Source organism: Proteus sp. G2618 (assembly GCF_009915995.1).
In the GTDB taxonomy this organism is placed as follows: Bacteria; Pseudomonadota; Gammaproteobacteria; order Enterobacterales; family Enterobacteriaceae; genus Proteus; species Proteus terrae.
In genome coordinates this window covers 104,834-117,545 of record NZ_JAABNI010000025.1, presented here as the reverse complement: position 1 = coordinate 117,545, position 12,712 = coordinate 104,834, and the positions used below count along the sequence as shown (strand labels likewise).

Below are 12,712 nucleotides of genomic sequence, written 5' to 3'. Positions count from 1 at the left end.
TGAGCGTTTTTTTATCAAGATTAAAAACATTATTTAGTTGAAAGCTTTGCTTCCATTGGTAAATAAGGCTGAACTTTCTGTTCAAGGAGTTCAATTAATGCCGGATCGTTAAAACGATAATTATCAGGTATTCCCAATACATGCGCTTTTTTATAGCGCATAGTTGCAGGAAAATGTGCAGATAATCGATTTAAATGTTTAGATTCCATGACAAGCACTAAATCAGCCCATTTAAGTAATTCGTTATCAACCACACATTGCGCATCTTTGCGCGTACCCGCCGAAAGTGTATTAATGCCTTCTCTATCTGCAAACAACAGTTCTGCGGTTGGGCTTCGCCATTGATTTTTACTGCAAATAAATAAGATATTCATCATTACTCACTATCAGATAACGCATTTAATCGGCGCTGACTACGAGAAATTCTTGGGTATTCAATTCCTAATTGTGCAGCTCTGGTCATTTTAAGTGATCGAGTATATAAATTAGACCATTTTTTTTCTGGTTTAAACATCACTCGTGAACAACCCATTTCTTGATGTTTATTTTTGCGGTTAACACATTGACGCCAACCACGATCTCTTTGTGTAGACATAAAAACCTCTCAGATTAAAGGGATAGCAGCCGCAGTAATACGGAGAGGGTCTAACAGTGTCTTATTTTAGTTGAATTAGGTAAATCTGCAATGATAAATACAGCAATGATTCATTTTCATTCAATAAATATTTTAATAAGCAAACAAAGAGTATTATAGATTTGTTGTTCTAACTGAAAAACTCATTATTTCTTAATCAAAACTAATCTCATTCGCTAATTTAGCAGAAGATTGTGTTCTTAAAAATGCGACTTGAATTACGGCAGGAATTGTTACGCGATAAGCAGTACTACCAATATCAATTGCCGTCCATATTCCTGTAATAGCCCAACCAACAGGCCCAGCTAAGATTGACATTGTTCTCATTAATGTGCCATTCGCAGCAAAACTTAATCCTCTACCAATTAAGGCTTTCATTATTTGGTTTACGATAATCGCCGTTAACTGATACGACTTAAATCCACCAGCTCTAAATATTGCCTGAAAACCAGCTGTTAGTGTTTGTGCTGTTAGGCCAGATGTATTTTTTACACCTAATTCTCCACCTAGTTGTTTAATTTGTTCTGGTGTCATAGAACCTAGTGCATCTGTTACTATTTTCATCAAAAGATTATTTTCAATAATTTCAATAGTAGAATTTTTATTATAATTAACTTTTAATTTATCACAGACATCAATTAATACTTCTCGATATAAAACACCTTTTCCCCCTCTAAACATGGTGGCGAAAGTATTACCGCCAAAACATTGTATTTCAGCGGCGATTTCTTCCCAATATAAACTATGATTAGGATAAAATGCTTTATAATTAGAATTATTTGTTAACTCTTCTGTCCAACGTTTTTCGCCATCTTTATCATGTGTTAATAAATAAACAAGATCATTCAATTCTTCATTTGAACATTCTGAGAGAAAAACTAGATCTTCATCATAACGATATGCCATAAACATCTATCTCCTTTTATTATGTTTTATAAATAAGATTATTTAATTGGATTTTATAGGAAATTAAACAGATTAAATATCTTCTTGTTTTATATAAAACACCAAATATGAGATAATAATAATTTAAATATATTTATTTGTGTTTGGGGATTGCATTTCACAACCATAAGGTAAATATCTATTTTTAAGTTAAGTAATACAAATAAAAAAAACATAAAATAATTAAGCATTAGATGCCTATTTATTATTCAATTCATTAATTTACTTATATAAAAAAGTCATCCTAAATAAAGATGACTTTTGCTACAATTATTTGGTTATTATTTATAATTAATCCACATTGGCTTATCTAACATAATTTCTGTTTTTGCTGGCTCTGTTTGTGCAATGACTTTACCTTGGCGAATAGAATAACGCACAGGTACTTGACGACGTAAAGCATCAAATCCATTATCCGCTGGCAGAATAATAAAGTTTGCACTATTGCCTACCTCAACACCATAATCCGTTAAAGCGAGTGTTTTTGCGCTGTTGTGGCTAATTAACTGTAATCCGTTATCAATTTGACCATAGCCCATTAATTGGCAAACATGCAATCCCATATGTAAAACTTGGAGCATATTTGCTGTGCCTAATGGATACCAAGGATCAAAAACATCATCATGACCAAAACAGACATTAATATTACTTTCTAGCATCTCTTTTACGCGAGTAATACCACGACGTTTTGGATAGGTATCAAAACGACCTTGCAAGTGAATATTAACTAAAGGATTTGCCACAAAGTTAATTCCAGACATTCTTAATAGTCGGAATAAACGTGAAGTATAAGCGCCATTATAAGAATGCATTGCAGTTGTATGACTGGCTGTCACTCGTGAACCCATATTCTCTTTATGTGCTAAAGCGGCAACAGTTTCAACAAAGCGAGACTGTTCATCATCAATTTCATCACAATGAACATCAATTAAACGATCATATTTTTGTGCTAATGCAAAGGTTTTATGCAGTGATTCAACACCATATTCACGCGTAAATTCAAAGTGTGGAATAGCACCTACAACATCAGCACCTAATTTTAATGCTTCTTCTAATAATGCTTCACCATTAGGGTAAGACAAAATACCTTCTTGTGGAAAAGCAACAATTTGTAAATCAACCCAAGGTTTAATTTCTTCTTTCACTTCCAGCATTGCTTTTAATGCTGTTAGTGAAGCATCTGAAACATCCACATGGGTTCTAACATGTTGAATACCATTAGCAATTTGCCATTGTAGCGTTTGCCATGCACGTTGTTTAACATCATCATGAGTTAACAGTGCTTTTCTTTCAGCCCAACGCTCAATACCTTCAAATAATGTCCCCGATTGATTCCAATTCGGTTGTCCTGCTGTTTGTGTTGTATCTAAATGAATATGAGGTTCAACAAAAGGAGCGTGAACTAAACCACCTTGCGCATCTAATGCTTCAGGATGAAAATTATGTTCAGGTTGTGGCTCTATCACTTCAATTTTGTTGTTTTTAAGCGTAATGCGCCACAAACCTTCTTTTCCAACTAGACGAGCATGATTAATTTGTTCGATATTCTTACCCAGCATGACTTATCTCCGCTTGTCGAGCTGTACGACGATTTAATATTGGATTTAACACAGCGTAGCTTATTGCTCCCCCTAGCACAGCATTAACAGGCACAATACCCGGTAACCAGTGCCCTGCAACAATACCTATTGCAACAGCAAGTAGCGCTACCCAGTTAACCGATTGCATTGTAGCAATATTAAAGGTGTTATAGCGTGCTTTATTCATCAGATAATCTGCAATAATAACACCTCCTACTGGTGGAATTGCTGCAGATAAAAAGGTAAGCCAACCTACAAAGTTATTATATAGCCATAAAGCACACAGCGTACCGATGATACCGTTTATGACTGAAAGTTTCTTACTTGATAAACCAGTAATATTGGCAAAACCTAATCCTGATGCATATAACGCGTTGTCATTCGTTGTCCAGATATTTAACCCCAGCACCACGATAGCAGGAAGTAATAATCCTTGCGCAATCATCACATCCGAGATATCTGCCATTCCTAGTGAAGCAGCACCTGCAGCACCAAAGACAAACATCAAGGTATTTCCTAAGAAGAAGGCAACAATTGCGACAATCACTGCAACTTTAGGGTTTCGTCCAAAGCGTACGAAATCAGCCGTCAGCGTACCTGCACTAATAAAGGATCCAACAACCATCGCCAGCGCTAAATTAAAATCTAATGGTTGAGCAGGTTTAACGGCCATTAGCGTTGAAAGCCCCCCCATATCATGTATAGCAAGGTAAACAGAGTAACTTCCAAGGATTGCGATAGCAGGAACAGCAATGATAGAGAGAACAGTGAGAGCGGAAATACCGAAGAATACTGTGATGGTCATTAAAATGCCGGAAACGGCGATAAGGAGATTAATATCAATACCAGTAGCTTTTCCTACCGGGATGGCAAACATTGCCACACCCACACCAAACCAACCAACCTGAGTACCACCGAGTAAAAATGAGGGAAGCCAAGAACCTTTAATACCGAAAGAGTAACGCGCGAGGAGATGAGTAGTAAGACCTGTTTTTGAACCAATAAAACCAAGAAATGCGGTGTAGATACCAAGAAGAAGATTACCAATTAGAACTGCGAGGAAGAAATCATTAAAGGAAAGACCAGTACCAAGAGCGCCGCCAGTCCACATACTGGCTGAAAAAAACGTTAATCCCAACATCACAAAGGTTAACGCCAATCCACCCTTTCTTGCGGATATGGGCACTGGGCCCTGACTATAATTGTTATCCTGAGACACTTTAACCCCCTATTAATTTCACCAGGCCAAAAAAATCTGACGAATTCTATCTGCATAAAAATATTATGCAAACGTTTTCGTTGTCTGTTTACGATAATTAATGGGATGCTTCAGTTATGGAGAGTTGACATTTATCACAAAAATGACAGTAAAACCGTTGTTTTACTTGAATTTATCTCGTTACTTTGAATTTCTTTTATAAAGTAATTTTATTTAGAAATATTTATGATAAAAATTAATCATATTTTTTCCTGAATATTTAGACTTTATATAAAGTATTTTTATATAAATTCAATATCAACAAAGAGGAAATAATGATAAAAAGACAAAAAAGGAATTTACATTCCTCTTTTGTCTACCCTAATTTATAGGCTTAGATTTATTTTTCTTACAGGTTGATCACCTGCAACATAATAGTCAGCTTGGCTTTTAGGTAAAGGGTTTATTCCTTTCACTTTATCTGCTAGCTTTTCTGCCATCATAATTGTAGTTGCATTCAAATTCCCAGTGATTATTAGTGGCATGATAGATGCATCAATAACTCTTAAGTTTTCTATGCCGTGTACTCGACCTTCCTCATCGACAACTGCCATTTCATCTGTTCCCATTTTACACGTGCCGCAAGGATGGAATGCTGTTTCAGCACGTTCTCTGACAAAAGCATCAAGCTCTTCATCACTTTGAATATGTTTCCCTGGGCTAATCTCTTCTCCACGATAAGCATCTAATGCCGGTTGTGCCATTATTTCCCGTGTGATCCGAATTGCAGCGCGAAACTCTTCCCAATCTTGTTCTGTGGACATGTAATTAAACAAGATACTAGGATGTTGATGAGGATCTGTAGAGGCTAATTTTACTCTCCCTCGACTGGGTGAACGCATCGATCCTACATGTGCTTGGAAACCATGAACATCTACCGCATTGGTGCCGTTATAATTAATGGCAACGGGCAGAAAGTGGAATTGAATATTGGGCCACGCATATTTTTCGCTAGAGCGAATAAATCCGCCAGCTTCAAATTGATTGCTTGCACCTATACCTGTTCCTTGAAATAACCATTGTGCACCAATCTTAGGTTGGTTATACCATTTTAAAGCAGGATAAAGTGAAACAGGCTTTTTACATTCATACTGCAAATACATTTCTAGATGATCTTGCAGATTCTCCCCAACTCCCGGTAATACATGCACAGGAGAAATATCAAATTCATTTAATATTTCTTCAGGCCCAATACCAGAACGTTGCAATATTTGAGGTGAGGCAATTGCCCCCGCACAAAGCAATACTTCTCGACGGGCTTTTACATAATGAAGAGTGGTATTTTCTCCTAAAAGATAACGCACACCAATTGCTTTTTTTCCTTCAAACTCAATAATATCTGTTATAGCGTGAGTCTTGATCGTTAAGTTTTTTCGTGCTTTAGCTTGATCAAGATAACCTCTTGCGGTGCTTGCTCGGCGACCTTTCGGTGTGACTGTTCTATCCATTGGGCCAAAGCCCTCTTGCTGATAGCCATTAAGGTCAATCGTTCTTGGATATCCTGCTTGTACACCGGCTTCAATCATCGCTTGAAATAAAATATTATTGCCTTTTTTAGGTGTTGTTACACTTACAGGCCCTTTATCACCATGATAATCATCAGCACCAATATCACGAGTTTCAGCTTTACGAAAATAAGGCAAGCAACTTAAATAGTCCCACTCTTCAAGACCAGGTAATTTTGCCCACCCATCAAAATCCATTGCATTACCACGGATATAGCACATACCATTAATTAATGATGATCCACCTAGCCCTTTTCCACGACCACACTCCATGCGTCGGTTATTCATATAAGGTTCGGGCTCTGTTTCATAAGCCCAATTATATCGCCTACCTTGTAACGGATAAGCTAATGCCGCTGGCATTTGTGTACGAAAATCGAACCTGTAGTCCGGACCTCCAGCTTCAAGGAGCAGCACAGTAACTTCAGGATCTTCTGTCAAGCGGGTAGCAAGAACGTTACCGGCTGAACCAGCACCGATAATAATGTAGTCATAGACCATTGTTATCTCCTCTGTTTCAGTCATTAAAAAAAGAATGGATTAAAAAACGGATGAAAACTCCCCAAGTTCAACTTGAATAGATTTTATTTGAGTATAATTCTGTAGTGTAACAAGCCCGTTTTCACGTCCCACCCCAGAATGTTTATAACCACCAACTGGCATTTCTGCTGGAGACTCGCCCCATGTATTAATCCAACAAATTCCAGCTTCTAATTGGTGAATAACGCGATGAGCTGTTGTGAGATCTTTGGTGACAAGACCTGCGGCCAAACCATAAACACTATTATTTGCGCGTAAAATCACTTCATCTTCAGTTTGATAACTAAGAATACTCATCACAGGGCCGAAGATTTCATCTTGCGTGATATTCATATCATCGGTGCAATCTGTGAAAACTGTCGGTGCAACATAAGCACCTTGAGCAAAATTGCCTTCTAATAAACGATGACCACCACAAAGTAATCTCGCCCCTTGGGTTTTGCCTAACTCAATATAACTCAAGACTTTTTCAAGATGAGGGAAACTGACCAGAGGACCAAAATTGGTGTCCATTTCAAGAGGAGAACCTATTCGAATACGGGAGACACGCTCAGTGATTTTGGCTTCAAATGCTTTTTTTAACTTTTCTGGTACAAATACGCGCGTTCCATTGGTGCAAACTTGGCCTGAACTATAAAAATTCGCCATCATCGCAATATCAGCGGCGGTATCTAAATCCGCATCATCAAAAATAATTAAAGGTGATTTTCCACCAAGCTCCATGGTTACTTCTTTTAAACTTGAAGCAGAAGCATTTGCCATCACCTTTTTACCCGTTTCAATTCCGCCAGTAAAAGAAACCTTCGCGATATCAGGATGCTGTGTTAACCATTGCCCCACATTAGCTTTCCCTGTAACAACGTTAAAAACGCCATTTGGCAATCCTGCTTCAGTGTATATTTCGGCAAGCTTTAATGCTGTTAATGAAGTCATCTCACTTGGTTTAAAGATCATGGCATTACCTGCGGCAAGTGCAGGCGCAGATTTCCATAACGCTATTTGAATGGGGTAATTCCAAGCACCGATACCAGCAACAATTCCCAAAGGCTCACGTCGCGTATAAACAAAAGCGGTTTCTCTAAGCGGAATTTGCTCCCCTTCAAGTACGGGGATCAGACCTGCGTAATACTCTAAAACATCAGCGCCCGTCACAATATCGACATAGCGCGTTTCAGATAGCGGTTTACCTGTGTCTAAAGTTTCTAAATGAGCCAATTCATCATTACGTTCACGTAAAATATCAACAGCGCGTCGCAAAATTCGAGATCGTTCCATTGCGGTCATTGCACGCCAAATTTTTTGCCCTTGCTTCGCACTCTCGACCGCCCAATTGATATCTTCTTCACTTGCAGATTGTAAATGTGCGATCACTTCACCATTAGCTGGGTTAATCGCTTCAAATTGCTCACATTCCGGTTGTGCACAATCAACATATCCACCATGAATATAGAGTTTCTGTAACGGTGGGTTTGGCATAATTTCTCCTTTATTATTAGTTTCTTAAGTCTTTATTTGACTCCGATTTGTCAATTGCATATCGATATACTCATTAGTAATGGTTTTGGCCTCTTCAAGAGAAAATGGTGCATGACTTAATGCACTTCGTAGCCATAAACCATCTATTAATGCAGCTAAACCTTTTGCAGCCAAACGAGCTTGATCTTTAGTAAGAACGCGCCCAAACTCGTAACTTAAATTGGAATAAAGCCTTCTATCATTGACTTTTTGTAAGCGATTCAAATTAGGCTGATGCATACTACTCGCCCAAAATGCTAGCCATGTTTTCATTGCGGCTTCACTAGTTTGAGTTGTATCAAAGTTACCTTCAACAATGGCTTGGATACGTAGCTTAGGTGTTGCATCACTTAACATTCTTAAACGTATCGCCACCGCAAAACCCAATTGATACTGGATATGGCGCATAGCAGCTTCCAACAATCCATTTTTATCACGAAAGTAGTGACTAATAATGCCGTTAGAAACACCGGCTTTTCGAGCTATCAATGCGATGCTCGCCTCTTGCATTCCAACCTCATTAATCACTGCTAACGTTGCTTGGATTAATTGCTGTTTACGTATCGACTGCATTCCTATCTTCGGCATGTTTTAAAGACCTAAAAAATACATTGAACGCTTTTATTAAACGTTTTTTTAATTGAACATTCAATCAATATTAACTATTGTTTATCACAATTAATTTACATTTTTATATAGGAGGACATTGTGAAAATTTGAATCTTTGCAACTAATTCAATTAGTTAACAAAGAATGCAACTTTTAACTTTTAGATAAATAAATTTTTGGAATTTCTGATGACAACTCTTAACAGCACAAAAAAACCACAGAAAGACAAGCTAAATTCTGTTGTTTTTTTCGCTTCAGCAACGCTGATTTTAGCGTTTTCTTTTTTCACTATTTTGATGACAGAAACAGCAAATACATGGATCGTGTCAACGCTAGGATGGGTATCAAAAACCTTTGGTTGGTACTATTTATTAGCAGCAACGCTATACATTGTTTTTGTTATTTTTGTTGCCACTTCTCGTTTTGGAAATATCAAATTAGGGCCTGAGCAATCGAAACCTGAATTTAGTGTTTTAAGCTGGTCTGCGATGTTATTTGCAGCAGGTATTGGGATTGATTTGATGTTTTTCTCTGTGGCGGAGCCCATTACGCAATATATGTTACCGCCAACAGGCGAAGGTGAAACAATAGAAGCAGCCCGTCAGTCGATGGTGTGGACTTTATTCCACTATGGCCTGACGGGCTGGTCTATGTATGCACTTATTGGTATAGCACTCGGTTATTTTAGCTATCGTTATAATTTGCCCTTGACCATACGCTCTGCACTTTATCCTATCTTTGGAAACCGCATTTATGGCCCAATTGGCCATACCGTTGATATTGCAGCGGTATTGGGAACTATTTTTGGTATTGCGACAACATTAGGTATTGGTGTTGTACAACTTAATTATGGGCTGAAAGTTCTTTTTGATTTGCCCCAAGGGCTAGGCGTTCAAGGCGGGTTAATTCTATTATCTGTAATTATGGCCGTTATTTCGGCAACATCTGGCGTTAATAAAGGGATCAGGATTTTATCTGAACTCAATGTATTACTTGCAATAGGACTTATTTTATTTATCTTATTTGCAGGTGATACTGAGTTTTTATTAAATGCGCTAGTATTAAATGTCGGTGATTATACTAATCGTTTTTTAGGTATGACATTAAATAGCTTTGCATTTGATAAACCAACCGATTGGATGAATAGCTGGACACTCTTTTTCTGGGCTTGGTGGGTTGCATGGTCACCTTTTGTTGGTCTATTTTTGGCACGGATCTCAAGAGGACGAACAATTCGACAATTCGTCATAGGTACCTTAATTATTCCCTTTGTTTTTACACTACTATGGTTGTCAATTTTTGGTAATAGTGCTTTATATGAAGTGATCCATGGTAATAAAGAACTCGCAAAAACAGTATTGGAAGCTCCCGAAAAAGGATTTTATTCATTATTAGAACTCTATCCTGGTTTTGGTTTAACGGCGTCTGTTGCCACAATTACTGGATTATTATTTTATGTCACTTCTGCCGACTCTGGTTCATTAGTATTAGGTAATTTCACCTCTCAATTAAGCCATGTTAATAATGACGCCCCCAATTGGCTTCGCATTTTCTGGTCTATTGCTATTGGTTTATTAACGTTAGGTATGTTAATGGCAGATGGTATTTCGGCCTTACAAAACACAACCATAATAATGGGATTACCCTTTAGCTTTGTTATTTTCTTTATTATGGCCGGACTTTATAAATCATTAAAAGTCGAAGATTTTAGACGTGTTAGTTCGCTAAATACCAATGCGCCAGCACCACTTTATGGCAATACTACGATGAATTGGAAACAGCGTTTAGGGCGAGTAATGAATTTCCCAGGAACGACCTATACACAACGGATGTTAGATTTAACTTGTATGCCAGCAATGCAAGATGTGGCTAAAGAGCTGTTATTACGAGGAGCCAAAGTCGAATTCAATTATTACCCAATTGAAGATAATGAACGCTTACATCATTTAGAGCTTGTGGTCGATCTTGACCAAGAGCAAAATTTTATTTATCAGATTTGGCCACAAAAATATTCAGTACCTGCATTTACTTATCGTGCTCGTCGAGGTAAATCAGATTATTACCGTTTAGAGACTTATTTATGGGAAGGCTCCCAAGGAAATGACTTAATGGATTACACCAAAGAGCAGGTCATTACAGATATTTTAGATCAATATGAAAAGCACCTAAATTTTATTCATCTTAGTCGTGAAGCACCAGGGGCAACATTAACGTTCCCTGAATCAAATTAAATCCTCACTTAAAATAAAGAAAGGAGATCATTATTTGATCTCCTTTTTATTTGTTTAATTTTCTACTTCACTGAAATAAACAACAACCCAATACCCAAAAGGATTAATAATACACCAATAATTTTATCTGCCACTTTTTGATTTGAAAGTATTTTTGTGCGTAATAAAGGCGTAGAAAAAAATAACGCAACACAACTAAACCAAACCCAATGAGCAACAGAGATAAACATACCATAAGAAAGATTTATCCAAAGTGGATTACTTAAGTTGGCAACTTGCGTATAAAGTGCAATAACAAACAACATCGTTTTAGGATTTAAAGCATTAGTAAAAAAACCAACACGTAATGCTTGAAACATATTGGGTGCTAAATTGACCGCATTCTCAATGGTCAATTGTGTTTTATTCGTTAACGATTTAACCCCAAGATAAATTAAATATCCAACACCTAATAATTTCATAATAAAAAAGAGCGTTGGTGATCCCATAATAATAAAAGAGATACCAAATACGGTGTAAAAAACATGCACTTGTACTCCAATCGCAATACCAATTGCCGTCATTAATCCTACTCTTACACCATAGGAATAACTATTTTTTGTCACCATAGCAAAATCTGGCCCCGGGCTAATAACCGCCAATATTGTAATCATCGCCACAGCAATTAGTTCACTCATTGTTCTTCTCACTCTCACTTTTGAATCAATAATAAGTAATAAAAAGTGACATAAAATATGTTCTTCTTTTAATAAAAACCTATTTAACTCACCACCAATTACCCTATTTTGCTGTCTTGACTAAAAATAAAAAGCGATTTATCTTGCAGTATATCTGTGACTTTTCATCGTCTATTTTTACAACTCAACTTTATCGCTTATCTTTATGAAAACACCCTCTTTAACATCATTGCGTTTTTTTAATAGTGCCACTCAAACAGGTAGTTTTGTTAATGCAGCGGAACAACTTCATGTCACTCACAGCGCAGTAAGTCGCCAAATACGATTATTAGAAGATGAATTAGGTATTCCTTTATTTGAACGGCGCAATCGCGCAGTTTATTTAAATGAAGCGGGTCGATATTTATATAAAACAACTTCTTCAATTTTTGAACAGCTAGAAGAAACTGTCTCGCATCTGCGCTCCCCTTTAAATAATCCGGTGTTAGCGGTTTCTTGTGAACCCACTATTGCGATGAAATGGCTTATTCCTCGCTTATCTCACTTTTATGCATTACACCCTGAAATCACGTTGCATTTAGTTGCCGCGGGTGGTGCGATTGATTTCAATAAAGAAGGTGTCGATTTAGCATTTCGGCGGAATGATTTCTTATGGCATAAGAATATTTATGCAACAAAAATATGTGATGAGCGAATTGGTGCTGTCGTAAAGCCTAATAATATCCATTATTCAGATAAGCAATTAACAGCGCTCTCTCGCCCTCAAGCTTGGCAAGATTGGTATCAATATTCAGGTATGCAACAATCTACTTATACTCATACCAGCCAATATGAGCATTTTTATCTTGCTATTCAGGCTACTCTTGCTGGATTAGGTACGACCATCGCCTCTTTTCTTATGGTGCAAGATGAATTAAAAGATCAACAGCTTATCGCTACACATGGCTTTGTTAAAGATAACTCAAGCTACTACTTGCTCTCTCCAAGTGAAATCATGCCTGACTCAAAGCAAGATAAGTTTAAAAACTGGATCATTGCTGAAGCGGAAAAATGCGCAATAGAGACTGAAAGATCACAGGGATAATTCTATTCTTATCTCAAAAACACTCAGCTACCCGTTTACTCCCATGAAAACAAAGTGAATAAATAATTATTTTTCTATCATATTTATTTACTTCTATCATTTTTTTAGTAATCTATGAGAACTAATAAAACATA

11 protein-coding genes are annotated in these 12,712 nt (G+C 37.2%); 2 read left to right on the top strand and 9 right to left on the bottom strand.

What is annotated here, in order from left to right; translation table 11 throughout:
* Nucleotides 1–29: 29 nt before the first annotated feature.
* From GWJ01_RS15390 to betI, 8 genes are all read right to left on the bottom strand, one after another.
* Entirely contained in the window at nt 30–374 is a 345-nt protein-coding gene (locus GWJ01_RS15390; protein WP_109393890.1) for a low molecular weight protein tyrosine phosphatase family protein, read from the bottom strand.
* A 2-nt stretch (nt 375–376) separates the two neighbouring features.
* A complete protein-coding gene (locus tag GWJ01_RS15385) occupies nt 377–595 on the bottom strand; it encodes a hypothetical protein (RefSeq protein ID WP_036912865.1) in 219 nt (72 codons plus the stop codon).
* A 192-nt stretch (nt 596–787) separates the two neighbouring features.
* Nucleotides 788–1,540, bottom strand: coding sequence for a DUF3944 domain-containing protein (locus GWJ01_RS15380; RefSeq protein WP_109394038.1), 753 nt, complete (start codon nt 1,538–1,540; stop codon nt 788–790).
* Between the two features lie 320 nt (nt 1,541–1,860).
* A complete protein-coding gene (locus tag GWJ01_RS15375) occupies nt 1,861–3,138 on the bottom strand; it encodes a cytosine deaminase (RefSeq protein WP_109393891.1) in 1,278 nt (425 codons plus the stop codon).
* Entirely contained in the window at nt 3,128–4,378 is a 1,251-nt protein-coding gene (codB, locus tag GWJ01_RS15370; RefSeq protein ID WP_109393892.1) for a cytosine permease, read from the bottom strand. The genes GWJ01_RS15375 and codB overlap by 11 nt, the downstream gene beginning before the upstream one ends.
* A 365-nt stretch (nt 4,379–4,743) precedes the next feature.
* Nucleotides 4,744–6,423, bottom strand: a complete 1,680-nt coding sequence (gene betA / locus GWJ01_RS15365) for a choline dehydrogenase (protein WP_161711267.1) — start codon at nt 6,421–6,423, stop codon at nt 4,744–4,746.
* A gap of 39 nt (nt 6,424–6,462) precedes the next feature.
* On the bottom strand, nt 6,463–7,938 hold the full coding sequence (betB, locus tag GWJ01_RS15360) for a betaine-aldehyde dehydrogenase (protein WP_109401773.1): 1,476 nt from the start codon (nt 7,936–7,938) through the stop codon (nt 6,463–6,465).
* Nucleotides 7,939–7,962: 24 nt separating this feature from the next.
* Complete coding sequence (betI, locus tag GWJ01_RS15355) at nt 7,963–8,565, bottom strand: transcriptional regulator BetI (protein WP_109401772.1); 603 nt, start codon at nt 8,563–8,565, stop codon at nt 7,963–7,965.
* Between the two features lie 209 nt (nt 8,566–8,774).
* On the opposite strand from betI, the gene GWJ01_RS15350 reads away from it, so the two are divergent.
* On the top strand, nt 8,775–10,817 hold the full coding sequence (locus tag GWJ01_RS15350; RefSeq protein ID WP_075673776.1) for a choline transporter: 2,043 nt from the start codon (nt 8,775–8,777) through the stop codon (nt 10,815–10,817).
* Nucleotides 10,818–10,879: 62 nt separating this feature from the next.
* Here the strand turns inward: GWJ01_RS15350 and GWJ01_RS15345 are convergent, their stop codons facing one another.
* Nucleotides 10,880–11,494, bottom strand: coding sequence for a LysE family translocator (locus GWJ01_RS15345; RefSeq protein WP_109401770.1), 615 nt, complete (start codon nt 11,492–11,494; stop codon nt 10,880–10,882).
* A 205-nt stretch (nt 11,495–11,699) separates the two neighbouring features.
* On the opposite strand from GWJ01_RS15345, the gene GWJ01_RS15340 reads away from it, so the two are divergent.
* Complete coding sequence (locus GWJ01_RS15340) at nt 11,700–12,578, top strand: LysR family transcriptional regulator (RefSeq protein WP_161711266.1); 879 nt, start codon at nt 11,700–11,702, stop codon at nt 12,576–12,578.
* Nucleotides 12,579–12,712 lie beyond the last annotated feature (134 nt).